The 25,083-nt window shown below is 37.9% G+C and carries 23 protein-coding genes and 5 pseudogenes; 15 read left to right on the forward strand and 13 right to left on the reverse strand.

Annotation, left to right across the window (positions count from 1 at the left end; translation table 11 throughout):
• Positions 1 to 53 precede the first annotated feature (53 nt).
• Both F975_RS00600 and F975_RS00605 read right to left on the reverse strand, forming a co-directional pair.
• Positions 54 to 1,286 (reverse strand): type II toxin-antitoxin system HipA family toxin, encoded by a 1,233-nt coding sequence (locus F975_RS00600; protein WP_004749355.1) that lies wholly within the window; start codon positions 1,284 to 1,286, stop codon positions 54 to 56.
• Positions 1,283 to 1,543, reverse strand: a complete 261-nt coding sequence (locus F975_RS00605) for a helix-turn-helix domain-containing protein (RefSeq protein ID WP_034425408.1) — start codon at positions 1,541 to 1,543, stop codon at positions 1,283 to 1,285. The genes F975_RS00600 and F975_RS00605 overlap by 4 nt, the downstream gene beginning before the upstream one ends.
• Before the next feature lie 344 nt (positions 1,544 to 1,887).
• Between F975_RS00605 and F975_RS00615 the strand changes: the two genes are divergently transcribed.
• Positions 1,888 to 2,082, forward strand: coding sequence for a hypothetical protein (locus F975_RS00615; protein ID WP_004749357.1), 195 nt, complete (start codon positions 1,888 to 1,890; stop codon positions 2,080 to 2,082).
• A gap of 1,029 nt (positions 2,083 to 3,111) precedes the next feature.
• Positions 3,112 to 3,435, forward strand: a complete 324-nt coding sequence (locus F975_RS00620; RefSeq protein ID WP_004749358.1) for a type II toxin-antitoxin system HicB family antitoxin — start codon at positions 3,112 to 3,114, stop codon at positions 3,433 to 3,435.
• A gap of 224 nt (positions 3,436 to 3,659) precedes the next feature.
• Here F975_RS00620 and F975_RS00625 read toward each other — a convergent pair whose 3' ends face one another.
• From F975_RS00625 to F975_RS00640, 3 genes are all read right to left on the reverse strand, one after another.
• Positions 3,660 to 3,962, reverse strand: a complete 303-nt coding sequence (locus F975_RS00625; protein WP_004749359.1) for a hypothetical protein — start codon at positions 3,960 to 3,962, stop codon at positions 3,660 to 3,662.
• A 209-nt stretch (positions 3,963 to 4,171) separates the two neighbouring features.
• The gene (locus F975_RS00630; RefSeq protein WP_004749361.1) at positions 4,172 to 4,507 is read right to left on the reverse strand and encodes a type II toxin-antitoxin system HicB family antitoxin; all 336 of its coding nucleotides are present in this window, start codon (positions 4,505 to 4,507) and stop codon (positions 4,172 to 4,174) included.
• 680 nt (positions 4,508 to 5,187) lie between these two features.
• Complete coding sequence (locus F975_RS00640; RefSeq protein WP_004749362.1) at positions 5,188 to 5,433, reverse strand: hypothetical protein; 246 nt, start codon at positions 5,431 to 5,433, stop codon at positions 5,188 to 5,190.
• Between the two features lie 158 nt (positions 5,434 to 5,591).
• On the opposite strand from F975_RS00640, the gene F975_RS00645 reads away from it, so the two are divergent.
• The 6 genes from F975_RS00645 to F975_RS15260 all read left to right on the forward strand — a co-directional run bounded on the left by F975_RS00645 (position 5,592) and on the right by F975_RS15260 (position 9,511).
• A complete protein-coding gene (locus F975_RS00645; protein ID WP_004749363.1) occupies positions 5,592 to 5,816 on the forward strand; it encodes a hypothetical protein in 225 nt (74 codons plus the stop codon).
• A gap of 77 nt (positions 5,817 to 5,893) precedes the next feature.
• A complete protein-coding gene (locus F975_RS00650; RefSeq protein ID WP_004749364.1) occupies positions 5,894 to 6,085 on the forward strand; it encodes a hypothetical protein in 192 nt (63 codons plus the stop codon).
• A 175-nt stretch (positions 6,086 to 6,260) separates the two neighbouring features.
• Positions 6,261 to 6,581, forward strand: coding sequence for a type II toxin-antitoxin system RelE/ParE family toxin (locus F975_RS00655; RefSeq protein WP_004749365.1), 321 nt, complete (start codon positions 6,261 to 6,263; stop codon positions 6,579 to 6,581).
• A complete protein-coding gene (gene nadS / locus F975_RS00660) occupies positions 6,574 to 6,846 on the forward strand; it encodes a NadS family protein (protein WP_004749366.1) in 273 nt (90 codons plus the stop codon). Before F975_RS00655 ends, nadS begins: the two co-directional genes overlap by 8 nt.
• 166 nt (positions 6,847 to 7,012) lie before the next feature.
• Positions 7,013 to 9,274: a UvrD-helicase domain-containing protein gene (locus F975_RS00665; RefSeq protein WP_004749367.1), complete on the forward strand. Its 2,262-nt coding sequence runs from the start codon at positions 7,013 to 7,015 to the stop codon at positions 9,272 to 9,274.
• Positions 9,275 to 9,316: 42 nt separating this feature from the next.
• Positions 9,317 to 9,511 (forward strand): hypothetical protein, encoded by a 195-nt coding sequence (locus F975_RS15260; RefSeq protein ID WP_051064807.1) that lies wholly within the window; start codon positions 9,317 to 9,319, stop codon positions 9,509 to 9,511.
• A 178-nt stretch (positions 9,512 to 9,689) separates the two neighbouring features.
• On the opposite strand, the gene F975_RS00670 is transcribed toward F975_RS15260, so the two are convergent.
• Entirely contained in the window at positions 9,690 to 11,321 is a 1,632-nt protein-coding gene (locus tag F975_RS00670; RefSeq protein WP_004749368.1) for a DNA recombination protein RmuC, read from the reverse strand.
• 426 nt (positions 11,322 to 11,747) lie between these two features.
• Between F975_RS00670 and F975_RS00675 the strand changes: the two genes are divergently transcribed.
• Positions 11,748 to 13,793, forward strand: a complete 2,046-nt coding sequence (locus tag F975_RS00675; protein ID WP_004749369.1) for a diguanylate cyclase domain-containing protein — start codon at positions 11,748 to 11,750, stop codon at positions 13,791 to 13,793.
• Positions 13,794 to 13,841: 48 nt separating this feature from the next.
• On the opposite strand, the pseudogene F975_RS00680 reads toward F975_RS00675, so the two are convergent.
• Positions 13,842 to 14,546: pseudogene (locus F975_RS00680) on the reverse strand (IS6 family transposase).
• A 242-nt stretch (positions 14,547 to 14,788) separates the two neighbouring features.
• On the opposite strand from F975_RS00680, the gene F975_RS00685 reads away from it, so the two are divergent.
• From F975_RS00685 to F975_RS00700, 4 genes are read left to right on the forward strand one after another with little or no spacing between them, the layout of a single operon-like run.
• Positions 14,789 to 15,787: an HlyD family secretion protein gene (locus tag F975_RS00685; protein WP_004749373.1), complete on the forward strand. Its 999-nt coding sequence runs from the start codon at positions 14,789 to 14,791 to the stop codon at positions 15,785 to 15,787.
• Positions 15,788 to 15,798: 11 nt separating this feature from the next.
• Positions 15,799 to 17,583: an ATP-binding cassette domain-containing protein gene (locus F975_RS00690; RefSeq protein ID WP_004749375.1), complete on the forward strand. Its 1,785-nt coding sequence runs from the start codon at positions 15,799 to 15,801 to the stop codon at positions 17,581 to 17,583.
• The gene (locus tag F975_RS00695; RefSeq protein WP_004749377.1) at positions 17,580 to 18,704 is read left to right on the forward strand and encodes an ABC transporter permease; all 1,125 of its coding nucleotides are present in this window, start codon (positions 17,580 to 17,582) and stop codon (positions 18,702 to 18,704) included. The genes F975_RS00690 and F975_RS00695 overlap by 4 nt, the downstream gene beginning before the upstream one ends.
• A 4-nt stretch (positions 18,705 to 18,708) precedes the next feature.
• A complete protein-coding gene (locus F975_RS00700; RefSeq protein WP_004749379.1) occupies positions 18,709 to 19,827 on the forward strand; it encodes an ABC transporter permease in 1,119 nt (372 codons plus the stop codon).
• 337 nt (positions 19,828 to 20,164) lie between these two features.
• Here F975_RS00700 and F975_RS16150 read toward each other — a convergent pair whose 3' ends face one another.
• Positions 20,165 to 20,314: a Com family DNA-binding transcriptional regulator gene (locus tag F975_RS16150; protein ID WP_081399802.1), complete on the reverse strand. Its 150-nt coding sequence runs from the start codon at positions 20,312 to 20,314 to the stop codon at positions 20,165 to 20,167.
• A gap of 102 nt (positions 20,315 to 20,416) precedes the next feature.
• A complete protein-coding gene (locus tag F975_RS00705) occupies positions 20,417 to 20,992 on the reverse strand; it encodes a recombinase family protein (protein WP_004749380.1) in 576 nt (191 codons plus the stop codon).
• Positions 20,993 to 21,227: 235 nt separating this feature from the next.
• On the opposite strand from F975_RS00705, the gene F975_RS00710 reads away from it, so the two are divergent.
• Complete coding sequence (locus F975_RS00710) at positions 21,228 to 22,175, forward strand: 2-hydroxyacid dehydrogenase (protein WP_004749381.1); 948 nt, start codon at positions 21,228 to 21,230, stop codon at positions 22,173 to 22,175.
• A 338-nt stretch (positions 22,176 to 22,513) separates the two neighbouring features.
• Here the strand turns inward: F975_RS00710 and F975_RS00715 are convergent.
• From F975_RS00715 to F975_RS00725, 4 genes and pseudogenes are all read right to left on the reverse strand, one after another.
• Positions 22,514 to 22,920: pseudogene (locus F975_RS00715) on the reverse strand (type II toxin-antitoxin system HicB family antitoxin).
• 49 nt (positions 22,921 to 22,969) lie between these two features.
• Positions 22,970 to 23,092, reverse strand: a pseudogene (locus F975_RS00720) (type II toxin-antitoxin system HicA family toxin); the annotation flags it as partial.
• Positions 23,090 to 23,170 (reverse strand): annotated as a pseudogene (locus F975_RS16070) (IS6 family transposase); the annotation flags it as partial. The pseudogenes F975_RS16070 and F975_RS00720, both read right to left, overlap by 3 nt.
• Positions 23,171 to 23,296: 126 nt before the next feature.
• Complete coding sequence (locus F975_RS00725) at positions 23,297 to 24,337, reverse strand: zinc-dependent alcohol dehydrogenase family protein (protein ID WP_004749384.1); 1,041 nt, start codon at positions 24,335 to 24,337, stop codon at positions 23,297 to 23,299.
• A 420-nt stretch (positions 24,338 to 24,757) separates the two neighbouring features.
• Between F975_RS00725 and F975_RS15385 the strand changes: the two are divergent.
• A pseudogene (locus F975_RS15385) lies at positions 24,758 to 24,868 on the forward strand (BrnA antitoxin family protein); the annotation flags it as partial.
• Between the last annotated feature and the right edge of the window lie 215 nt (positions 24,869 to 25,083).

Raw genomic sequence — 25,083 nt, forward strand, 5'->3', positions numbered from 1 at the left:
CAATTGAAGATGCAATGATGCAGCTGAGAAACAAGGAAACGATTGAATTTGAATTACTCAAATTTCTTCTGTTTGTCATGGCGATAAGGTTGAGTCAAACTACCTGACGTCATGACCTTGGATATCGAACTTTCTATCGACTGACGTAACCCGGCAAAGCCTTGAACTTCATTAGAGCGTTGCAGGTAGTCCATTATCTTTTCACTTAAAGATTCGATAATCTCTTTCGGATTTCGAATCTTAAATTGATCACTTTGTGCCAGTTTGATGAGATGGGACAGGTGAGGAAATGCTTTGCTCCCCTCAAGTTTAAGTGCCATTTTATTATCAATCGTTTCATAGATCAGGGTATGGGTAAGATCAAATGGCGGTGAGACAAAAACATGTTGCATGTTCGGTGAATATTGCAGTGCAAAGTTTTTCAGATGGGCATCTCCATTGCCAATTAAACAGTTGAATACAATGTAAGTATACATTTTCTCAACTTCAGCGAGGCTCCCTGTATAAAGATAGGTGGCTTTCAACAGCGCTTCATAGCTGCCTGTATATTTGGCATCAGGGTCATTCGACTTTTTCATCAACGTCGTAAAGTCTTCATACCCCAATTTTAAACCGTCTTCGGTTTTATCGAAGCGTTCGACCACGTAGGTTTCGAGATTTTCAGATAAATAGGTCTTGGGGGGATTTAACCCACAGTATCGGGCAGCTTCCATACATACAAATTCATTAACCGTCAGTAAAGGAAACTCTGAATCGAAAGACTTTACGATTAAATCCTTTTGCTGAACCGTTCGATCAGTCTGGATGGTATTGGCGTTGGGAATACTGACTTTAGGTTGCATGCCGGCCAAAGAATTTCGTAGATAATATTTTTCCAATAACTGAGGGAACAGTGGCTCATAGCTGTTATAGGATAGAATTTCGCCTAAACTGAGAGATTCGGCTTCAGGTAAATTCAGCGCACTTTGATAAGAGAGCATGCCGATGCCTTGATCGCCTTGCAGTGCCAATAAATACATATCATTGACTTTTGCATATCTTGCCAATTTTTCAGCAATGAATCTGCGATTAAAACCTTCAGGCAAATTTTGAGAAAATATCGGATGAAGAGAACCCGATGAATAGCCATCCATGCCTTTTTTTGTCATGGTCAGTGAGACATGCTGCATTGTCTGGATCGGTTGATAGTGGTGTATGGAACCATAGGTCAGTACACCCAACTCAACTTGACTGGTGTAAACATTAATCGTATTGATTTTTCTCGGTAGATCAATCGGGTTATTCATCGTTCATCCTCAGAAAACATCTCTTCGATTTCATCCCAATCTGGTAAGTTATGCTTTTTATGTGCAGTTTCAAACTGCAAACCAACAGCATCAAGCACACGTTCAAAGATGTCAAAAGATCCGGTAAACCGACCATTTTCGATCTCTGAGATGGTTGTTTTATGGATTCGCGTCAATTCGGATAATTTTTGTTGTGTATAGCCTAATGTTTTACGCGCTTGACGTACATTCCTGCCAATCTCAGCTCTGGTTGCCATTGTTTTTACCATGATATATTAGCTATATGGCTAATATTTTATAATAAAAAACAAAAGTTAGCTATATAGCTAATTTATACAAACGAAATGACTTTATACAGTTTTTGAGAACTTAAATGCTTCACATCCACGACAGAAGCGTCAAAGCAGTATATGAAAGATGATAAGAGAGGTAGTCGCTTACTGTATAATCTTGAATCTGAAATGACCAGTATGCTGACTGGCTGTATGGCAAGCCCACGGAAACTCATCTCAGTCTCAGCATTTATAGATGATGCACAAACAGTTGATTCACATTGGATACAGCACAATCCAGCAAGGGGCATTGAGAAGGAACATTGCAGATGAATGAACATGACAAAGACTTTCAGCATGCTCAGCAAGTAGCTGACGAAACAGCAGCATTGACCGAACAGGTTCAGATTAAATTAAGTGATATCGCATTTGATCATTTTATCCAGCAGATCAGTGATGCCCAACCTACTATTTCAGAACGTTTAAAACAAGCCGCACAGCTGTTAGATCAGGAAGGCTTTTAAATTCATAGCGCTTAGAGCATTAGATGCTGTGCCCTTTGTAAACGCAATAATATCGTGAATGCAGACATCTTGTCTAAGTCTAAAAAGTTGGCTTAAGTATTTTTTGATTCGTTATTCACGATGTGACGAGATTCTTCTGTTGTTAAGTGTATGATCCAATGATTGAACTTGAAAACACGAAATGAAAAAAGCCCAGACATCCTATCGGGGCTTTTTTCATATTTCCGTCTAGGGCTAACTCCTGTCATCCCTCACGATCCTGATGCGAGAACTTATTATTTTTGTTTGATGTTCCAGAACGTCCTGTTCCTCTACTAAGTTCAGAATAAAAAATTTGATCCAGCTTGAATATGAGAAATAGCTACTTCGTTTGTACGCTATGACTTACAAATGAACGTGTAACAAAGCCTGAAAAAACTCATTTGAACGTGTAACAAACCTCGAAAAAGCTTATTTGAACGTGTAACAAAGCCCAAAAACACCTAATTTGAACGTGTAACAAAGCTCAAAAATACCCCATTTTGAACGTTTAACGAGCTTTCCAAAAAGTACAGGATGGAACAATGTATATCACATTGTTCAAGACCATAAAATCTCGAGCTCGCTTACGCTCGGTCTCAATTTTTACCAACTCAAAATATGGAGAAAGCAGCAAAAATAAACCATCTTCGCTGTTAATAAAGAAGCCTTAATGACTATTGAAAGCTAGCTTTTTGTGAAATTTCATTACTATTTCTGCATAAACATACCGGTCATTCCTTGAATAGTAATATCAATATTAATACTATTAAAGCTTTGGCAATATTAAGCAGTGTATGGCTAGTCTTGATTAACTTGTGGAACAAATGCGGAATAATCCCAAGAACATCTGATTTGTTGGTTTACTCAAGGTTTGTAACCCTATTCTAGTGAACCCGCGGTATTGAAAAAACACTGTGGCAAGGGATGGTGGGAAAGCAAAGCTAAACCATATCAGGTGAAGCAAGTATTAGCTGCTATTAATAAACTTAAAGCATTGAGAGGTGTTCGATGGATAGTAAACGATATACTTACCGTGTTACATGGTCAGTAGAAGATAATCAATACGTTGGCTTATGTGCTGAATTTCCATCATTATCTTGGCTTGATGCAGATCAATCTAAAGCATTTTCAGGGATTGTTGACCTAGTTGCCGAGGTCGTAGCAGATATGATCAGTAATAAGCAAAAATTACCAACTGCACTTTCAGAGAAAAAGTACAGTGGACGCTTTGCTGTACGTGTTCCATCAATGGTTCATCAAAAATTAGCATTGGAAGCAGCAGAACGTGGTGTAAGTATGAATCGTTTGGTATCAGCAAAATTAGCGATGTAATTATTTCTAATGGACTAGAAATAATAATGACTGGTATGGTACGAACAGGAATAGGTGGTCGTTTTATCCAGTATTTTGCAATCATGAATCAATAGTTCTCATCATGTAATTTTTCGATGACAGCAAATATTTCAGATAAAATTGTCGAATGATAGGGTGATAGCAATGCTACTTATCCAAATCTTATTTAAAAAAATGGGAGCCAATTACATAGCTCCCATTTCTTATTTCAGATGTTCTTTATAGTATTGGCTTTTCCGTTTGGAATTGTGCTTCCAGCTTTTAGCATACTTATAAACATAAGTTGGAAAATCATCCCAGATATAAGGTAAGCCGGTACCACGGGCAACACGTATTTTGACGGGATAGTCTTTATATTCAATGCGATGCATGAAATAAAAACTTCTTTCTTGTTGTGTGCTGAACTTTCTAAAAAAGACACTTCTGATTTTTGGATGGCATTTCCAGAAATAATCATCAGAATGTACTTTTACCGATTGTTGATACTGATATTTCAGTCTTTTCATTTTTCCTCCTAGGTAACATTACCTAGAAGGGATCCTCCGAAAAGTAGTTCATGCTTTTAAAATCCTTTAAAAAAATTAAAGATTTGTTCTCAATTATTTCAATAAAATAATGAGAGGGTCCTGATGTCCACAATACTGATCTAGGATCAAAGTCCTGACATGATGTCAGAGCTTTTTTCTTAAATCCATTCATGGATTCTCTTTTTAATTTATACACCTAATCGCATGAGTTTTTCTTGAATAGCATCGCTCACAAAGGCATTCAGTGAGTGTCCACTTGCCGCTAAAACAGCTTTACGGTGAAGTTCAGGGCTGATACGAACATTAAATGTCCCTTTAAAAGGTTGATCAGGTTGTTTATTTACTTCAGCACAAGCTTCTAAGTAACCATCTACCGATTGTTGGAATGCAATTTCTAAGGCTTTCAGGGTTTCAGCTGCATAAGTCACAAGATCTCGAATAAAGGCTAATTTTCCAAACAGCTCACCAGTCTCAAGATCAGGTTCAATCGTACCTAAATAACCTTTGTATTTTAGATAGCTCATAAAAGTTTCTCCTGTTTGAGGGCATGTTTGACTGCTTTTAAAGCCCCACCTTTAATTTCATTCTCAGGATGAGGGCGGTGCAGCAAAATCATATGTTAAGTTTAAACATTAAAGAAATGAACACGAGATCCTGCCATCTCAAACTTTTCATAACCGAGTTGAGTCAGTAAAACCACTCAATCCCTATATGGAAATGTACTTTTAGCATTTGCTAACTTTCCCAGTAATTTTTCGGTTTTACCCATAACATTACCCTGACTTTATGCAACTAAATATAGTTGCAATGCTGTTAAAATTTATCCCAAGGTTTATCCGCAGAAATTGTGGATAATTTTATGAATTGAGGCTTTTAATTATTATGGAAACTTAATTAAGTTATTGAATTTTATTATTTAGAATTAATTTACCATAATAACCGCTGTATTAAATGAGAAGTCTTAAACCCTTTTATCTATCCAGTACTTCATTCGGTTTCTGTTCCAACTCTCAATTTTGAACTGCTCCCAGTATCCTAGACATGAGGCAACCTCAAATGCTTCTGGACTCATGCCATTGAAATGCGAATGCAGCCTAATTTGATTTGATTTTCATTTTTTCGTTTTTTAGAACTAAATAATTCCTCTTTGATAGCACTCTCTCGGATCTCAAATGCTAAAAAAGAGGAACGACAGTTTATAAATTTAATCGTCAAAGCTGAAGAAATTCTCTGGGAAACAAGAGATGAAGGCTTTTCTAATATCACTATATTCACCTTCTGGATTTCCTTCTAAATAACGTCGAGTCCAAATAAGGGTTGCTTCATAATCATTAAAGCTTTGGTCAAGTTGCAAAAAAAGCCAAAGTTCATGGGCTTTTTGAATGAAAAAGTCATTTATGATCATGAGGCCTATTGAATCTGCTGTAACTGTATCAGGGTATGAGTACATATCATTTTTCTCTTACTTAAATAAAGATCAAGACAGTATGTTTTGACTAACTTAAGTTATAACACATAAATAATGTGTATGACACATTATTTATGTGTTATTTGTAAAATTATGGCATATGTTATAATTTAAGACCAAGAAATTTTGTGCTCATTACTATGCCTTATGAAGAATTTCAAAGACTTATCGGTAAGTCAGGTCTTTCAATTAAAGAATTTGCTACATTATTGGAAATGAATCCTAATTCCATAACAAACTATAAAAAAGTTGGGAAAGTACCAAAACATATTGCTGTCATTGTTTATTTACTCTCGACAATGAAGGATGATGGTGTGGATTTTTATCCTATTTTTGAAAAAATTAAGTCATATTCACAAGAATAAAATACTCATTCTTTGAGTGTTATACGCTGTTGAGTGGATGTTTTTTCTTTTTATCAATTTTCATAAAGGCTTGTATTATGGCTATAGAAAACCGTGTAAATCGTCGTAATCACACTGAACTTAGAGATGTTAAAGGGGTAAACTTTGACGTTAAAAAAATCAAAAAAGGTTTAAGTTCTGAAGTTATTGATGTCCCTAAACATCAAAGCATTGAGCAAACAGCTACATGGCTATCGGAAATGATAGAAAAAAGAAAGGCTAAAGCTTAGATGGTTATATGTGTCTAGAATTTTGGTGGTAGTCCAACCGCCCATTAAGAAAACTGCAAAAGCGCATCTTCTAAAAGCGGACATTTTAATTGATGAATAACAGAGAGCCTAAAGCTCTCGTTTTTTTATTCCATAACTGTTAAAATTCTTATACGCCATTGACGTACTTAAACCTATGTTATTCATTGAAACCAGTATTTTTACCAAGCAAATCAAAGAGCTTGTGAGTGATGAAGAGTATCGTCAGCTCCAGCAAGATCTCTTGGTACAACCTGATAAGGGCGACTTAATTAAGAATGGTGGTGGAATTCGAAAAGTACGTTGTGCTCAGGGCAATAAAGGCAAAAGTGGTGGTATTCGTGTGATCTATTATTGGGTTACCGAAGATGATCAGATCTTTTTTCTGGTGGCTTATCCAAAGTCTGTGAAAGATAATCTGACAGACAAAGAAACTTCGATCCTGTGTCAATTAGTGAAGGAGCAATTTCATGGATAACAACTTATTTGATGACCTAGTTGCTTCAATTAAAGAAGCTGGAGCTATCAAACGTAAAGAGGTTAAAGCAAGTCGAGTCACAGAGCTTGAATTACCAGATATTAAAGAAGTACGTGAAAAAACAGGCTTAACTCAGGCTGAATTTGCCGCACGTTTGCATATCAGCGCGAGAACCCTACAAAACTGGGAGCAAGGCCGTCGCTATCCGACTGGTCCTGCAGCGACTTTAATTCGTATTCTTGATGCTCATCCGACTCTAATTTAAAAAGTTTAGATAATAAAAAACCTCGGCATCCTGCCGAGGTTTTTTATATGAGGTGATTAAGCATGACTCCTGTCTTGCTTCACAGTCCTGATGTATGAATGTCTTATATTTGTTTTATATTCCAGAACATCCTGTTACTGTATGGCTTCATCATAAGTAAATAAAAATGCACTTATTGCTGTTGTTAGGTAAAAATGTGATCCGTAAAATTATTCGAACCAGTTTTTTAGGTAAGTTCTTTAGTCCAATTCGTCAGATGATTGTGACAACAGACTATGTAGAAGTTCAGTATAAGAATCAGGAAACACGTCAATTTTCCTATCAACAGAGTCAGGGGATTGCCCAGCGTCAACAAGGTTTCTGGGGATCCCGATTTTCATGGCATGTTGCAGGGCAACTTTTAGACTATTCCTTATTAAATCAGGAAGATTTAAACGATTGCTTTGAGCAAATTGTTCAGGCGAGTACAGTTGCTCTAAATCAGAATCTCGTTCAATCCCTGAAAAATTTTCAAACACTGGCCGTACAGCAATATTTACGTGAATCCAGTCTAGCGACTTTGCAGGACACACTTGTTCCATTACTGCAAAATTATGTGACGTCTCAGTCCATTTGGCAGAAACAGCTTCACCCAGAAATGCTGCAACAACTGGATCAGATGCTGAGCTATCTGCCTTTAGATCAAGGCAAGTCTGTTCTCCGTCAGCAATATGAACAGCAGCAGTTGCAGCAACGCCAAAGCTTCTTTGAACATATTGAGTCAAATCCACTCACTGAACAGCAACGTCTGGCAGTGATTCGCAATGATGATCGTAATCTGGTTTTGGCCGCTGCAGGAACAGGCAAGACATCAGTTATGGTGGCAAAGGCACTGGATTTGATTGATTCTGGCCTAGCCCGTCGCCATGAGATTTTAATTCTGGCCTATAACAATGCTGCAGCAAAAGAATTAAGAGAACGCTTGCAAAAGCGCAGTCAAAGTTGTGGTATTGCCCCGGAAGATTGTCCTGAAGTCATGACTTTCCATGCTCTAGGACGCAGTATTCTACAGCAAGAAAAAAGCTCAACCCATTTATCAGTTTTTACAGAAGATCCGACCAAATTAGAAATCTGGATGACTGAATGGCTGAGCAACTATATCCAATCTGATCCAGATGGGCTCAGCCGCTTTATTGAATTAAGTTACCAGCCCGTCAATGCCTTCGATTTTAAAACGAAAGCGGAGTATGACCGCTATGTGCGTGATCATGAATATCGTACTTTGCAAGGTGAACGGGTACGAGGTTATCAGGAACTCCTGATTGCCAACTGGTTATTTCTGCATGGGATTACGTATCAGTATGAAGCGCCTTATATCACCAAACGACGGATTGAACTCGGATTCGACTATCGCCCAGACTTTTATTTAACGGATGCAAAGGTTTATCTGGAACACTTTGGTATTGACCGGCAAGGGAAAACTCGGGTTGATATTCCATCACAAGAATACAATGCCATTATTCGAAAGAAACGTGAGTTACATCAAAGCTGCGGCACCACTTTATTAGAAACCTATCACTATGATTGGACCGAGAATCGACTCGAGAAGCGCTTAGCTCAATTGATGCAGCAACAGCAGATACCAGTGACTCAGAAATCGGCTCAGGAAATCTTTGATGTGCTGAATCAAGCTGGCATGATCAGTAGCACCGCCAAGCGCTACGTCAAGAGTCTGGCTGCGATTCGGGTTGAACGTCTAGACCGAGCTGCTATTTTAAAACGCTTACAACAACAAAATATCGCCTTTGCCGGGCGTTACGCTGATCTGCTGGATCAAATTCATCAAGCCTACTGCAAGAAACTGCAAGATGATTGCAGCATTGATTTTGATGACATGATTCTTCAGGCAACCGACCTGATTCAACCTGATGCTTTTCACCCACAATGGAAACATATTTTGGTGGATGAGTTTCAAGACATTTCCATGGCACGGATGCAACTGTTGCAGGCATTAATCCAACAAGGTCCATCGCCTATTCTGACTGTGGTTGGAGATGACTGGCAGTCGATTTATCGCTTCTCAGGTGGAAAACTTGAACTCACCACACGTTTTTCAGATCTAGTCGGCTCCCATTCCTTGACCAAACTGGAAAAGACCTATCGTTACAACAACAGTATTGCCTTAACTGCAGGGCGTTTTGTGATGCAAAACCCGGAGCAGTATCAAAAAAATGTCGTGACGGCAGCTCAGGTTGAACAATCAGCCGTGTATTTGCTGGATAGCCATACAACCGATAATCAGACATTAGAAGATCAGGTGGTTCAACTGATCAGAGAGATCAGACAGGAAAATACCACGGCATCAATTGCCGTCCTGGCACGATATCGCTATTTGCTGGATAACGTCAAAGGGCGAGTACGGTCAACATACTCTAATATTGCTTACTGAACCTTTCATGGCTCCAAAGGTCTGGAAGCAGATTACTGTATCTTGATTGGATTTTTTCAGGGGAAAACCGGTTTTCCCAATCAGAACAAAGAAGATGCTGTGGTGGATGCATTGCTTCCTGCTTTGGATAATGATCGATGTAAATTCTTTGAGTTTCGTGCAGCCCATGATGTTGATGTACATCATAGACCAGACATTTTTATTGGTGAGAATACAGACACTTTAAATGGTTTCTAACAAATACATTTCGTATAACACCCATTATGTTAAATAAGGGGATTTTTTACTTTTAAAATCGGTTAATTTTTGAGAGTATTCTCTCAAAATATTAAGTCTCCGATAAACCCAGTACGATTCACTCTCAACATTCACCAGTATTCTGAAGGCTATGGTAACTTGGGAGAGTTAAGAATATTTATTCTAAGACATGTTGATATTCAATTTCTAAGTTTGCTTTTTCTAAAAGTTCCGTAGGAAATTCTCCTTGAATTGAAGGAGCTAATGCTTTGAAATCACTAACTTGTTTAACTAAATTTCCACGACCACTAATAAGTTGATTTTCTGATTTTTGATAACTGTCATTTGCTTTATCTAAATGCTTTTTAATATCTTGGAAGCTATTTAAAAAATTACGTAATTTTTGAAAAACATCATCTGCTTTATTTGCTAATGCAGCAGTATGTTTATTTTGATCTTCAAATCGCCATAATTGACGAATTATATTTAAACTGGTTAATAACGTGGTTGGAGTTGCAACTAGAATATTTTTTTCTAATGCTTTTTGAAAAATAGTTTCATCCCCTTTTAATGCTTCAACGAAAGCCGATTCTATAGGGATAAACATAAAGACAAGTTCCGGAGAGTTAAAGTCTTTTATATTGTGATATTCCTTAGATGCTAGTTCATTGATGCGATCTGAAACCGCTTTAACATGAGCCATTAAAGCTATTTTACGATCTTGTTCATTTTCAGAATTAACATATTGTGTATAAGCATTTAAAGAAACTTTTGAATCAATAATTAAATGTTTACCTTGAGGTAGATATACAACGACATCTGGTCGTAATCTCCCATTTTCTTGAGTTACAGATACTTCTCTTTTAAAGTCTTTTCCTAATTGAAGACCAGATCGTTCTAGAACATTTTCTAGTATTAATTCGCCCCAACTACCTTGCATTTTCTTTTGACCTTTTAATGCCGTTGCTAGTTGATGAGCTTCTTCCGTAATTTGTTTATTTAATTCTTTAAGTTGTAAAAGTTCTTGTTTTAATTCTCCTTGTTGCTGTGTTTCACGATGATGAATATCATGAACTTCTTTTTTAAAATTATCTATTGATTGCTGAAAAGGGTTAATAACTGCAGAAATACCTATCTTACTTGTTTCTTGTAGCGCAATAGATTTTGCATCTAAAATATCATTTGCTAGAGCCTTAAATTGAATACTAAATTCTTCTTTTTGCTTATTAAAATTATAAATTTGCTCAGAAAAATTTTTCTCTCTTTCTTCTAATGATGTTTTTAATATTGAAAATTGTTTAGATAATTCCAAATAAGCATTAGATTTTTGATCTAATGTTGCTTTTTCTAAAGCAACTTGTTTTTTCAGATCATTATTTTGTATTATTAACGTATCAAATTTTTCTTTATTCTGTTGATCTATTATAGCTATTTGATCTATATAAGATTGTCTAGAATTTTCCAAAGTTGCTTTTAGCCCACTAAAATCCTGCTCTAGTTGGCTTTTACTTTCTTTTAACTCATTATTTTCAGTTATTATTTTTGATAATTCGAATTTTACATCAGCTAATACTTTTTCTCTTTCATTCAATTCTGTTGCTATACGTTGTTGTAAAATATCATTTTTATGTGATTTTGATATAGAATCCTCTAACTGTTGCTTTAGTAAAGGAATTTCTAATATTTGGTTTTCTAAATTCTTGATTTGAATTTCTAATCCTGTATTCTTTTTACTAGAAATTAATTTTGAAATACAAAAACCTAATACTAGACAAATAATACAAACTACAAATACGATAACAATTTCCACTTTTTGTACCTTCTTAATATTATTGAATAAATAATAACTTATTGATTAGGAAATAAAAAGAAAGGAATACTTAAAACTTTTTATCAGATGTTTTTTAATTTAACGAATAATGTAATCAGAGAGATAAACTACAAATTCCCAAGAGTTTATGGCGAGAATAATGAAGAATTTCTAAAATTACCATAATACACCTTATATGAAATCTCTTGTTTTATTCTTTTTAATTCAATATCTTATACAAAACCTTTGCAGAACTCAACGCACGGCAATGGCTTTTATGTGAATCATTACGTTCCACGGTTTTGAAAATATCTACAAAATCGATGGTATTCAAGATGGTTATGTGTTAATAGAGTTTTGTTAGTTATTGATATACAGTTATTTATTGAAAGTTTAAATATTTTCAATCGATTAAGGGATTGTTGAATGGTAACAAAAAAAATAAATAAATCATCATCTCAAATAATGAAGAAACAAGCGTTAAGGTTTTTTTTAATCAGTTTTTCTACTGGGGTATTACTTTTTACTTTAGCCATGAAAGTCGGGCTTTACATCGATGCAAAAGATGATCTTAATTTATTGAAAATTTCGCATGCAGCGAAAGTTGAAAATGCTCGTATCGTACTTGATGGCCGTTTCGAGAGAGTTGTATCCGATGTTCGAACCATTGCCAATACACCCCCCGTTCAACTTTTGGTTGCAGAAAATAAGGAAATACAACGTCACAATGTGCGCGATCTATTTCTAACTTTTTCCAAGGAACAAAAAATATTTGACGACATCAGATTTCTAGATAAAAAAGGTAAAGAAGTTGTACGGGTCGATACTAGCAATGGTAAATCCTATATCGTTCCGGATGACCAATTGCAGGATAAAAGCGGGTATTATTATTTTAAGAAAGCTGCTCATCTAAAACAAAATGATATTTTTATATCTCGAATAGATTTAAATGTTGAACACAACAAAATTGAAATACCTTATGATCCTGTGATTCGGTTTGCCATGCCGTTATTTACAAAAACTGGAGAAATGAACGGTATTCTTGTTGTTAATCTTTTCGGTAATATGATGCTGGATCGTTTTCGACAAGTGATGAACACCCAAACAAATAGTCAGACCATGCTGCTTGATCAGGATGGAAACTGGTTAGTTGCGCCTGATCCTAAATTGGAATGGGGGTTCATGTTTGGTCATCCAGCAGGTTTTGCTAAAAAACATCCAAGTCTTTGGCATCAGATGTCTCATCAGCAGACAGGACACTATACTACTGATGAAGGTCTTTATACATATACAACAATTTATCCATTAAACTGGGTGGAAACATCTTCACAAAACCATGCTCTGACAATTCCTACCAGTCAAAATAATTTAAAAAATCGCGATTATTTTTGGAAAATTATTTCTTTTATTCCACAACAAGAACTACCTTCTGCAAATATTACCCGCAATGCCACGACATTCTTATTATATATAGGTGGATTATTGTTATTATTGCTAGCGGCAGGATATTTATCTTATATAGCTGCAGCTCGGCAAAAATTACGCCGAGAAATATCCTTACATAATCGTCGGCACGAGCAAATTCTCAATAATTTAGGCGAAGGTGTGGCTGTCCTGAATCAACAAGGGATTGTCACTGAAACTAATCCGGAAGCTGCAAGATTACTTGGATTGGAGAAGGAGGAAATCCTTGGCTATGATGCACACAGTCTTTTTCATTCAAATCCTGCAAACCAAGATAAAGACTCAGCAATACCCTGTCCTATTAATTCTGTTGCATTTACTGGTCAAACATATCGTAATGAGCATGAGGTTTTTTATCGAAAAGATAAATCACCATTACCCGTGAGTGTTGTTGTTACTCCTCTAACCTCTGATGAGCAAGAAACAATAGGTGCTGTTTTATCTTTTCGAGATATGACTAGCATTAAAGCATACCAAGAAAAAATTAAACAATTGGCATACTATGACACGCTTACAGGATTGCCAAATCGCAGGCTACTGAATAAGTATGCTGAATTGGCACTTGGTTTAGCACAACGCAATGAGCATCAGTTTGCGATTATGTTTATTGATCTTGATAAATTTAAAGTTGTGAATGATACCTATGGCCATGATGCTGGTGATGAATTGCTGAAATGGGTTGCCAAGAAATTAACAAAATCAATTCGAGATACAGATCATGTAGCTCGTCAGAGTGGAGACGAGTTTATTGTCTTGTTATCTGAGTTCAAAGCTGCTGATAATATCAATATTGTTGCTCATAAAATATTGACCCAGATTACTAAAGAAACGGCCGAAATATTTGGGCATTTATTAACAGTAAACATCAGTATTGGTATTGCAGTGTTTCCTGATCATGGTACAACAGTAGATGAATTAATGCAGGCAGCTGACAAAGCTATGTATCTTTCAAAACGAACAGGTTCGAGTTATTACTGTATTGTGGGTATGCAACCTGAGACATTGTAATTTTTATGGCACTGTTGCAAATAGAGATTTGAGTCAATGATGTTCCCTTTAAAAAGTACTTAGAGACCGAAAAACTCTATTCACTAGATATACTTCACCCTGAGGCTGACCATAATAAAATGATGAAGTTTGTCCTTTACGTAGTGCACGCATGACTTCAATATCTTTAATTATGGCTAGGCCATCTTCATCAATTTGAATCCTAATGATGTGCTTTAGCTTGCCATGATCGCATTCGATCACGTTATTTTTGTATTTGATCTGCTTGTGCTCCAAGCCTAGTGGACATTTTCTTTCCCGTTTTAACCATGACAAAGCACTTCCATATGTGGGTGCTTTATCCGTATTGATCACTTGTGGAATTTGCCACTTCTTCACATTATTTAAAATTTTTCCAAGAAAACAATATGCTGATTTGGTATTACGTCGAGAAGAAAGATAAAAATCAATCGTATAGCCATGTTGGTCAACTGCACGATACAGATAAGACCATCGTCCATTCACTTTTACATAAGTTTCATTAATATGACATGAACTCAGCTCTTTAGGATTACGCCAATATCAGCGTAAGCGTTTTTCTATTTCAGGAGCATAACGTTGAACCTAACGATAAATCGTCGTGTGATCAACATACACACCACGTTCAGCAAGCATTTTCTGAAGCTCACGATAGCTAATGCCATATTTACAATGCCAGCGCACAGCCCAAAGAATGATTTCGCCCTGAAAATACCGACTATGGAAGAGATTTATATACTGAGTCTGTAGCTAAAAAACTATTTAGCTTATCATCTATGGCTATTTGCAATAGTGCCGTCAAGCGACCCAAAGCATCAAGAATTTTTGATTTTTTTAGATCACCATCACTTCGTCTAGCTCTAGACATTTTTACTCTAAATCAAACTTTACTTTTTAATGTTATCTTTTGTTATAAATCTGAGATAGTTTAAATTTAAATTGAATTTAAACTTTGTTTTAATCAAAGGATCATTTCCATGAAAAAGAGCATTATTGCTGCTGTTATGGTGATCATTATTATCATCTTAGCAATTTCTACTTGGCTGTTTTATAAAGATAAAAATAAAAAACAGGATTTAACACTTTACGGAAATGTCGATATTCGTCAAGTGTCTCTCGCCTTTGAAGAAAGCGGGCGAATCCAGGCACTGTATGTGCAGGAAGGTGACAAAGTTAAGCAAGGTCAAATCTTGGCCCGACTCAAGATTGATGCTTTAGACATTCAGAAGCAGCAAGCTCAGGCTCAACTCAATGTGCAAGAACAAACCATTCTTGAGCAGGAAGCAGGAAATCGCCCTGAAGAAATTGTTCAGGCAAAGGCTCAGCTAGTCTCTGCACAGGCACAACTGGAAAAAGCCAACAAAGACTATCAACGCTTAAAATTTTTAAATAACAGTACATTAGGTCAGGCTATTAGTAAACAGGAATTAGATTCAGCTCAGAGTAATCAAGCGATTGCTGCGGCAAGCGTCAAAGAACGTGAAGCCAATCTACAATTATTAAAAAAAGGCGTTAGAGCTGAAGAGCGTGCTGCCACCAAAGCGCAATATCAAGCAACTCAGGCAAATTTAAATTTAATCCAATATCAGATTTCTCAAAGTGAATTACGTTCACCTGCAAATGCGGTTGTTCGAGCCAGATTGCAGGAAGTGGGCGATATGACAACCGCGCAAAAAACTGTTTATACCTTGGCATTGACCGATCCCAAATGGGTACGGGTCTATGCCAATGAACAAGATTTAAGTCGAATAAAAATGGGGGCTGCCGCTCAAGTCATCCGAGATTCACAGCCTAATCAGCCGATTACAGGAAAAATTGGTTATATCTCATCTGTGGCAGAATTCACGCCTAAGACTGTACAAACCGAGGATATACGTACCACACTGGTCTATGAAGTGCGGATCTATGTCAGTGATCCCAATGATCAGTTAAAAATGGGGCAACCCGTGACCGTCAGAATTGCCAAAGCCAATTGAGTAAACATGTTATGGATGCCTTGCGAAACCGTGATTCTCATGTGGTCATTGCACGAAACTTGCGGCAAGTCTTTCAATCTGAAAATAAAAAGATGGCGGATGTTTGTGCCCTTCAAGAGCTGAATATGCAGATTCCATCAGGGCAGCTTACGGCTTTGGTCGGTCCAGATGGCGCAGGAAAAACCACGTTTTTACGCCTGATGGCAGGATTATATCATCCTACTGCGGGTTCACTGGAAGTACTTGGAATTGATGTCACTAAACATCCGCAAGCGGTGCAAGATCGAATCAGTTATATGCCACAGCGATTTGGTTTATATGAAGATTTAAGTATTCAGGAGAATCTGGAGTTATATGCAGATTTACATGCAGTGCCACAAGATCAGCGGAAAAAACGCTTTGCACAGTTACTGGAAATCACCGACTTAAGCCAATTTACTCAGCGCCCAGCAGGCAAACTCTCTGGCGGAATGAAACAGAAACTTGGCTTGGCCTGCACTTTAGTCCGTTCGCCTGAACTATTGTTGTTAGATGAGCCGAGTGTTGGCGTTGATCCGCTGTCTCGGCGTGACTTATGGCTGATTATTCAACAGCTCGTTCAAGAAGAAAACTTAAGCGTGATTATCAGTACAGCATATATGGATGAAGCTGAACGCTGTGCCGAAGTGTATGTCATGCATGAAGGAAAAATCTTACAGCAAGGGACACCTCAAAGTTTAAGTGAGCAAGTTCGTGGTTTGACTTGGCAAGTTGACCCACCCAAAGACATGAAAGCGCGAATTTTGCAGGCACGGCTATTGGAACAGCCTCAATATATTATTGATGCTGTTCCCAAAGGCAATACTGTTCGTTTTATTACTCAACCCGATTATCCACAATTACCTGCTACACAGTTACCAGCAGATGCTGTCGTTTCAAGTCGGAAGCCTGAATTCGAAGATGCATTTATGTGGTTTTTACATCAGGCTCAACAGCAGTATGCATTCAAAAATAATCATGAAACCAGCTTCGTAAATAAGCGTATTAATTATCCTGTACAGCAACAACCTGCAATTATTGTCAAAGATTTAGCACGTACCTTTGGGGATTTTACCGCTGTATCCAGTACGTCATTTGATGTCCGACATGGAGAAATTTTTGGTTTACTCGGCCCCAATGGTGCAGGCAAAACCACAACCTTTAGAATGTTATGTGGGTTATTGCCTGCCAGTGGGGGTTCCTTGCAAGTTGCAGATATGAATCTACGCACGGCACGGGCACAGGCAAGAGCCAAGATTGGCTATGTGTCACAAAAGTTTGCCTTATACAGTAACTTAACTGTTCTAGAGAATTTAAAATTTTTTGGAGGAGCCTATGGCTTATCAGGGCAGAAACTCAAGCAACAGATTGATAAAGCCTTACAGCAATTTGAGTTACATCCACATGCTAAAAGTGGTGACTTACCACATGGTTTTAAACAGCGTTTGTCTATGGCAGCCGCGTTATTACATCAACCTGAAATCGTGTTTCTTGATGAACCAACCAGCGGGATTGATCCTTTAGCAAGGCGCTCTTTCTGGTACACCATTGGCGAGATGGCGAATCAAGGGATGACCATTATTATCACCACGCACTTCATGGAAGAAGCTGAATATTGTGATCGGATTGCGATTCAGGATGCAGGTAAAGTTCTGGCACTCGGTTCACCGCAGCAAGTTCGGCAACAGGCAGGTAATCTTGTAGCTCATGATATGAATAGCGCCTTTATTGCCATTGTAGAACAGGCACGTGCGCATTCTCAGGAGGATAAGGGATGAAACTACCTGCATTCACTTTACGGTTAATCGCTTTGACTCGTAAAGAAAGTCATCAATTATTACGTGATAAAAGTAGTTTGGCGATCGGTCTAATTTTACCGATTATCCTGATTTTACTGTTTGGTTATGGCTTATCTTTTGATTTGAGTAATGGGCGTGTTGGCATTGTCGTGCAGAATATCACGCCGCAAAGTAACCAGTTAATTTCGGGATTGAACGGGACTAAATATCTTACAGTGATGCCTTATCGCAGTGTTGATCAAGCCGAACAGGCCATGGGGCGTGCAGAAATAGATGCTATGGTTGTGTTCCCTTCTGATTTTGCTCAGCAAAGTGCATCGTCTAATGCCTCGATTCAAATTATCACCAATGGTCGTTCGACCAGTATTGCTTCTGCATTGCAAGGTTATATTTCAGCAGCCTTGGCAACGACTCAATCCATTCAGGCAGATCGTAATCCAAATTCATCGAGTGGTTTGGTCAGTATTGAACAACGCATCTGGTTTAATGAATCAGCGAACAGTGCATGGTTTCTAGTACCTGGTTTAATTGTCTTGGTTTTAACGTTGATTGGCGCATTTTTAACAGGATTGCTAATTGCAAGGGAACGGGAACGAGGAACTTTAGAAGCCTTGTTTGTAACGCCAGTTCGCCCATTAGAAATCGTACTGGCGAAACTGATCCCCTATATCGTCATTGGCATGATTGATATCGGGATGTGTTTAATAGCCGCATCCTGGGTGTTCAATGTACCAATTCGTGGTTCATTATTCTCGATCATTAGTGCGTCATTTTTATATTTAATGGTTTCCTTGTCGTTAGGTTTAATGATTTCAGGAACAGTAAAAAGCCAGTTTCAAGCCAGTCAAATGGCATTATTAACCAGTTTTATGCCTGCAATGATGCTCTCTGGCTTTGTTTTCGATACACGAAATTTGCCCTTGGTGGTACAGGTCATTAGCCAGATATTGCCTGCAACGCATTTTATGTCACTGATTAAAACCCTGTTTTTAGGGGGAGATGATTGGGCTTTATGGTTTAAAGAGTGCAGCATCTTAATGCTGTATGCCGCAGTGTTCATGACTGCATCTTGTCTATCATTGAAAAAGCGCTTGGGGTAATCACATGATTCAAAGTTTTGTTACTTGGTTTAATTACCTCATGGTGCTGGTGAAAAAAGAATTTCTTACGATTTTTAGTGATCCTGCCAACCGTACGCTTTTATTTCTTCCCGCACTTCTGCAAGCATTACTGTTTGGCTACGCTGCCAGTTATGATGTTAATCATGTGGATTATGCAATTTTGGATCAAAGTAAAGGACAGGTCTCACAACAATTTTTAAACCATCTAGATGGCTCAGGCATCTTTAACCGAACTGCGACCTTGCTCAATAACACCCAGATTAAACAGGTAATAGATGATCGAAAGGCTTTAGCCGTCATTACTATCCCTTCTGATTTTGAAGATAAACTCAATCAGGGGCAGGTTTCTCCCATACAAGTTATTTTAGATGGGCGTAACTCCTCTACCGCAGGTCTGGCAAGCTTATACATCAGCAGTGTGGTGACACAGGTCAATCAGGAGCGCTTAGGGGTAACTTCGAATATCAATATCGAAACACGTACTTGGTATAACCCCAATCAACAGTCCAGATGGAGCTTAATGCCTTATTTAATTGCGTCTTTGAGTATGATGCAGACTTTATTGTTATCTTCGTTCTCGGTGGCAAGAGAACGGGAACAAGGCACATTTGACCAGCTATTGGTCACACCATATACGCCTATACACATCATGATTGGTAAGGCACTTCCCCCGATTTTTGTTGGGTTAATACAGTCGAGCATTATTTTTCTAATTATTTTGTTCTGGTTTAAAATCCCATTCAATGGTTCATTAGTTTTACTGTATTTTGGATTGTTGTGCTTTAATATTGCAATTGTTGGTGTGGGTTTATCTATTTCGGCGATTTCCATTAACATGCAGCAGGCCATGTTATTTACCTTTTTTTTAAACATGCCTTTAATGCTTTTGTCAGGTCAGTTAACACCCGTACAAAATATGCCTCATGCATTACAAGTTGCAACCTATGCCAATCCGCTACGTTTTGGTATTGATCTTGTACAGCGAGTTTATCTGGAAGGGGCAACTTTTTCTCAGGTCAAATGGGATTTTTTACCGATGTTTATGCTTGCAAGCCTGACCTTACCCTTGGCTGCATGGTTGTTTCGAAATCGTTTATCCTGATCTTTATTGAGGAAATTAGAGCTTGTAAACATTGAGAATATAAAAACAGTGAGTGAAGTAAGGTTTTATAATCCCAAAGCAAATTTTTGCTCCATATATAATACAATGTTTACTAATTAATCAGCATCACGGATAAGAAATTGACTTGAAAAAGAGAAGGACTAGAGCCATCGGTTAAGTTACAACACAAAACTGACAGTCAGAAGTGGAGAAATCGCAAAATGCTGATGAGCATGAAATTGATACAGAGCGATTAGAATCGTGGAATGTAGTAGTAAATAAACATAAAGCCATCATTTCGATGGCTTTACCCGATACAGAAAGTTGCTCTAGGCAATCAGGTAAGGTACTCCTGGGTGCTCATATAAGAATTGATGTTTTTACAACGAGGGCATTTAATTTCTAATTCACTAAAACCCTTCACTTTTGCCAGTAACTTGGAACAAGTTCGGCACTTAATACACAGCAAGTTCAAGAATAAAAACACTCCTTAATATCAAATAATTAACTTCAACCATTCTACCTTTTTTAAGCAACCTCACAATCCATCTATAGTTCTTAGCTGCCCTTTAAGATTTATAGCTCTATTTTATGATAACTTTGCCACCCCTACCCCAACCGCTTTTGCAATTTCCTCACGGGTCATGGTTTCTACCTGTAATAACTGCTTGATTCGCTCATGTTTGGCTGTGTTGGCTTTCTTACCCGAAGGTTTATAGCCTGAACGCAATAACCCCTGTTTAATGCGTTCCCGACGCTTGTCATTGTCCAATCGTGCCATCGTTGCCAGTAGATCAATCAGCATCGCATTCACCACATGTAAAATCTCGTTGGTCATACCATCCTGAATCATACCGTGTGTAGTTAGCAGATCCGCCACAATCAACTTTAAGCCCTTTGCCTTGATTTGCTGCTTGAGCGTATCAAAATCGTCTTGAGAGAGCCGTGACAGGCGATCAACACTTTCAACCAGTAAAATATCCCCCTGCTCTGATTCATTCAGCAATTTGCTCAACTCAGGGCGATTGAGCTTTGTCCCAGAAAAGTTTTCGATGTAAGCAATAAAATGATCCGCATAGTTTTGACTAAACAGGATCAAGTCATCCAAGGCTCTTTCTGCATCCTGGTCTTTGGTAGATGCTCTTACATAGATTCTAATGGTCATAAGCAATCATTTAGACTTAAAATTGAAAGTAAAATAATAAAATTCATAAATCGCATGATTCATGATTTAAATGATAGTTTATTGATAGCATAAAAGCAAAAACGATCATTTTCTTTTTTAAGTATAGGCTTTTGATAGCTTAATATTGGTCATTCGATAGAATCAAATCTTGCATGACATAAACTAACTCTATCGAAATGACAAAATTTCTAAATATGAATAAAGTGTTTGCTTAATGAAAAATGTACTTCCATTTGTTTGTCCTCATTCTTGGCCACAAGCTCAATCGTGGGTCTCAGCATTACAAGCCGTAATGCCTGAAGAACATGTAGTTTTACTCGATGAACTCGATATGGCTGAACGTGAAGCCTGTGAAGTTGCAATTGTTGCCAATCCAGCCCCTAATGACCTTAAGCTGTTACCCAATCTAAAATGGGTTCATAGCGTTTGGGCTGGAGTAGAACGACTCATGGCAGATCTGCAAAGTGATCATCAGCTCAAAGTGGTCAGATTGGTTGATCCACAACTCGCAGCGACCATGGCTGAAGCTGTGCTTGCTTGGACATTATATTTACATCGAGATATGCCACGCTATACAAGACAACAACGCGAAAAGCACTGGTTAGAACATGAATACACTCCAGCCGAAGAAAAAACTGTTTCAATCCTTGGTTTAGGTGAACTTGGTCGAGCTGCGGCCTCTAAGTTAAGTACAGCAGGGTTTAAGGTCTGTGGATGGAGTAGGACTGCAAAGTCTATACCTGATATTCAATGTCATCATGGTGATGATGGTCTGCTGGACATGCTGGCAAAGACAGATTTTCTCATTTGTCTATTACCACTCACCTCTCAAACTAAAAACCTCATCAATAAAAATGTTTTTTCAGCTTTAAAAAAGCATGCCTCGTTTATTAATTTTGGTCGAGGGCCTATTGTTGATGATCATGCTTTGCAACAAGTCTTAGAGAGTGGACATTTAGCTCATGCCATACTGGATGTTTTTAATCAAGAACCTCTCTCTCCAAATTCATGGCATTGGACTAATCAAAACGTTACTGTACTCCCCCATATTTCCGCCCCAACAAACCGAAAGACTGCATCTGCAATTGTTGCTCAAAATATTAATGAATATCGTATGAAAGGCACTATTCCTAAATTTGTTGATCGTGTAACAGGCTATTAATTGGGTTAATCATTATTCAGGTTACGCATTTGGACTGTTCTCCGTATGAATAGTCCATTTTTATTTCCCAATTTTATATCACTATAAATTCCTTGTTTAATTGCTAAACAACATAAAAAACAAAAGTTATCCACAGGAAAGTTCTATTTTTAATTATTTTAAATTCTTTTAGACTGGCTGAAAGGCTTAACCACAGCACCTCAACACCTCGTTTTATTATCACTGGCAGATGGGCAACTGCGCGGCGCGGGGTCAGGCTGATCTGTTTGGGGATTTTGAGTGTTTTGGGTGAAAAAAAGCTCCATCAAGTGATGAGGCGGTTTTGATCAATATAAAATTTAGTGTGTACGTAACAGATTCTCTGCACCTTCTGCCAAGAACGCAAAACGAGATGCAAATCGCGGGTCATGTTTCAGACGTTCATCAATCAGCTGAATTAAACGGCTTGGTAAAGTCACATTGATTTTTTGGCTTTACCTAAGTAGTGGCTGAAATCAACATCTACAATTGCCCAGATCCCCCCTTTGTAATCTTCGGCATTCATAAAACGGTCAATGCTTGAGGCTAAAGGGATCTCCTCGCCATCTTCCGCCAAGATCTCCAAGTGGCTTACAATCGCTTGTTTCACATTTTCTAATGCTTCTTCAAACGTATAGCCTACAGAAAAGCAGCCAGCTATATCAGGAACTTGAACGCCAAAGGCTTCGGTCTCTGACCCTTTCTCAATCGCAACGGGATATAACATTTTTAATTACCTCATTGTCTAAGGCTTAAAAAGTCGATTTTGTAGCAGATCATGCCAGACCTGCTTGTTTCAAAATGCTTTTTACAGTGCCTGCTAGTAAGTATTTTTTGGGGTGAGGTACAATCACCAATCCATTTTTTGTGGGGTGTTTAAAGTGATGATGGCTACCTGTAATGCCATATTTACAATACCAACGCACAGCCCAAAGAATGATTTCTCCCTGAAAATTCTGACCATAGAAGGGATTCATATACTGAACCTTTAGCTAAAAACTATTCAGCTTATCATCAATGGCTATTTGCAACAGTGCCAAAAAAATCACCAATAAAAAGACACCCCTTTCGGAATGTCTTGTTTAAACTTAAATAGGTAGGTATTAAGAGTTAGAAAGCACCACTTTCATAGCTTTTTCTTGCGCGGCATAACCAAACACTTTGTATGCCTCTTCAATATCATTTAAAGAGAAATGGTGAGTCACCAATTTATTTGGCTCAATGGTTTTGGCACAACAGCTTTTCAACAACATTGGTGTACTTGAAGTATTGACCAATCCAGTGGTGAGCGTGATGTTTTTAATCCATAGATCTTCAAGATGAAGCTCTACAGATTTACCATGCACACCTACGTTGGCAATATGTCCACCTGGTGCAATGATCTGTTGACAGATCGCGAAGGTCGGCTCAACCCCAACACATTCAATCGCCACATCTACACCCACACCATCAGTCAATTGATCAATCACCGACTTCACATCCTGCTTGGCAGGATTAATGGTATCGGTCGCGCCAAAACGTTTTGCGGTTTCGAGACGGCTTTCATCAGTATCGACCATAATGATTCGGCCAGGTGCATAGAATTGAGCTGTGAGCAATGCCGCCATCCCGATTGGACCAGCACCGACAATCGCAACCGTTTGCCCCGGTTGTACCTGACCATTTAACACACCAATTTCAAAGCCTGTCGGCAAAATATCGCTCAACATCAAAGCTGATTCTTCATCCAGACCTTCTGGCAAATGGTACAGACTGTTATCGGCATGTGGAATGCGCACATATTCCGCCTGTGTACCATCAATTTTATGACCTAAAATCCAGCCACCATCTTTACAGTGAGCATATAAACTTTTCTTGCAATAACTGCATGAGCCACATGCCGTGATACAAGAAATAATGACTTTGTCACCTTTTTTAAATTGCTGAACTGAAGTGCCAACTTCTTCAATAATCCCAATGCCTTCATGTCCCAAAGTTCGACCATCAGTCACTGCCGGCACATCACCTTTTAGAATGTGTAAATCTGTACCACAAATGGTTGTTTTAACAATACGGACAATTGCATCACTCGGTTTGAGCAATTTTGGTGCTTCTTTTTCTTCCCATTTAGCATTACTTGGACCGTGATAAACCAATGCTTTCATTGTGCAAAACTCCAATCAAAATTTTAAAGTGTTCAATTTTTATAAATCAGTTTTTAGCTTTGTATTTCGTGGTCAGACCACATCTACCACTCTAGCGTTAATTTTCAGTAGCCACAATAAGCGAAGATCCCCAAAGCTCAAAAGCTATAAGATTTTTCTCCTAATTGTATTAGCCCCCAATTAAAACGGATACTTCACAATTAAGACCTAGTCATAGCACTAGGGTTAAGGCATGTCTTATGGAACGCATCAAAACTATTACATCTGCCCAACATCGTCGACGTTATTCAGGTCAAGAAAAAGCACAGTTTGTTGCGCTCACCATGCAACTAGGTTCATCTATTTCTTCTATTTTTTAGACAGTATGCCATCTCACCAAGTTTGCTGTTTAAATGGAAAAGACTTATGCAGAATGATGGAGTAGATGCTGATGTACTTGCATGGTTTAAAGCGCAAGGCAAAGCTTATCAAACACGTATGAATAAAATTCTGTGTGAAGCAATGTTGAAAGATCTAAAAAATCATTCATAGAAATAGGAGCAATAACTCCCTTTTTTTAATGAATATTTCCCTTCAGTATCTGTAAAAATAATGATTTTCAATCGAATAGAACTCAAGTTTGAACCACGCTGATGATGATTCTGTGGAGGAAACTTATCTCCTTTGTTTGATGTAATCTCTTTATTACAGCTAGTACATTTATATATCCCAGAATGTGGAACTTGATCACTAGGGCATATACTTTT

The organism is Acinetobacter brisouisimilis, assembly GCF_000368265.1.
GTDB lineage: Bacteria > Pseudomonadota > Gammaproteobacteria > Pseudomonadales > Moraxellaceae > Acinetobacter.

What these genes read in the sequence shown, in the direction of transcription:
- F975_RS00640 (WP_004749362.1), bottom strand. Translation starts at nt 5,433, where the DNA reads ATGTACTCATACCCTGATACAGTTACAGCAGATTCAATAGGCCTCATG.
- F975_RS00625 (WP_004749359.1), bottom strand. Translation starts at nt 3,962, where the DNA reads ATGAAAAGACTGAAATATCAGTATCAACAATCGGTAAAAGTACATTCT.
- F975_RS00650 (WP_004749364.1), top strand. Translation starts at nt 5,894, where the DNA reads ATGGCTATAGAAAACCGTGTAAATCGTCGTAATCACACTGAACTTAGA.
- F975_RS00705 (WP_004749380.1), bottom strand. Translation starts at nt 20,992, where the DNA reads ATGACCATTAGAATCTATGTAAGAGCATCTACCAAAGACCAGGATGCA.
- F975_RS00620 (WP_004749358.1), top strand. Translation starts at nt 3,112, where the DNA reads ATGGATAGTAAACGATATACTTACCGTGTTACATGGTCAGTAGAAGAT.
- F975_RS00630 (WP_004749361.1), bottom strand. Translation starts at nt 4,507, where the DNA reads ATGAGCTATCTAAAATACAAAGGTTATTTAGGTACGATTGAACCTGAT.
- F975_RS00725 (WP_004749384.1), bottom strand. Translation starts at nt 24,337, where the DNA reads ATGAAAGCATTGGTTTATCACGGTCCAAGTAATGCTAAATGGGAAGAA.
- F975_RS00605 (WP_034425408.1), bottom strand. Translation starts at nt 1,543, where the DNA reads ATGGCAACCAGAGCTGAGATTGGCAGGAATGTACGTCAAGCGCGTAAA.
- F975_RS00685 (WP_004749373.1), top strand. Translation starts at nt 14,789, where the DNA reads ATGAAAAAGAGCATTATTGCTGCTGTTATGGTGATCATTATTATCATC.
- F975_RS00645 (WP_004749363.1), top strand. Translation starts at nt 5,592, where the DNA reads ATGCCTTATGAAGAATTTCAAAGACTTATCGGTAAGTCAGGTCTTTCA.
- F975_RS00600 (WP_004749355.1), bottom strand. Translation starts at nt 1,286, where the DNA reads ATGAATAACCCGATTGATCTACCGAGAAAAATCAATACGATTAATGTT.
- F975_RS00665 (WP_004749367.1), top strand. Translation starts at nt 7,013, where the DNA reads ATGCACTTATTGCTGTTGTTAGGTAAAAATGTGATCCGTAAAATTATT.
- F975_RS00655 (WP_004749365.1), top strand. Translation starts at nt 6,261, where the DNA reads ATGTTATTCATTGAAACCAGTATTTTTACCAAGCAAATCAAAGAGCTT.
- F975_RS00700 (WP_004749379.1), top strand. Translation starts at nt 18,709, where the DNA reads ATGATTCAAAGTTTTGTTACTTGGTTTAATTACCTCATGGTGCTGGTG.
- F975_RS00675 (WP_004749369.1), top strand. Translation starts at nt 11,748, where the DNA reads ATGGTAACAAAAAAAATAAATAAATCATCATCTCAAATAATGAAGAAA.
- F975_RS00710 (WP_004749381.1), top strand. Translation starts at nt 21,228, where the DNA reads ATGAAAAATGTACTTCCATTTGTTTGTCCTCATTCTTGGCCACAAGCT.
- F975_RS00695 (WP_004749377.1), top strand. Translation starts at nt 17,580, where the DNA reads ATGAAACTACCTGCATTCACTTTACGGTTAATCGCTTTGACTCGTAAA.
- nadS (WP_004749366.1), top strand. Translation starts at nt 6,574, where the DNA reads ATGGATAACAACTTATTTGATGACCTAGTTGCTTCAATTAAAGAAGCT.
- F975_RS00690 (WP_004749375.1), top strand. Translation starts at nt 15,799, where the DNA reads ATGGATGCCTTGCGAAACCGTGATTCTCATGTGGTCATTGCACGAAAC.
- F975_RS00615 (WP_004749357.1), top strand. Translation starts at nt 1,888, where the DNA reads ATGAATGAACATGACAAAGACTTTCAGCATGCTCAGCAAGTAGCTGAC.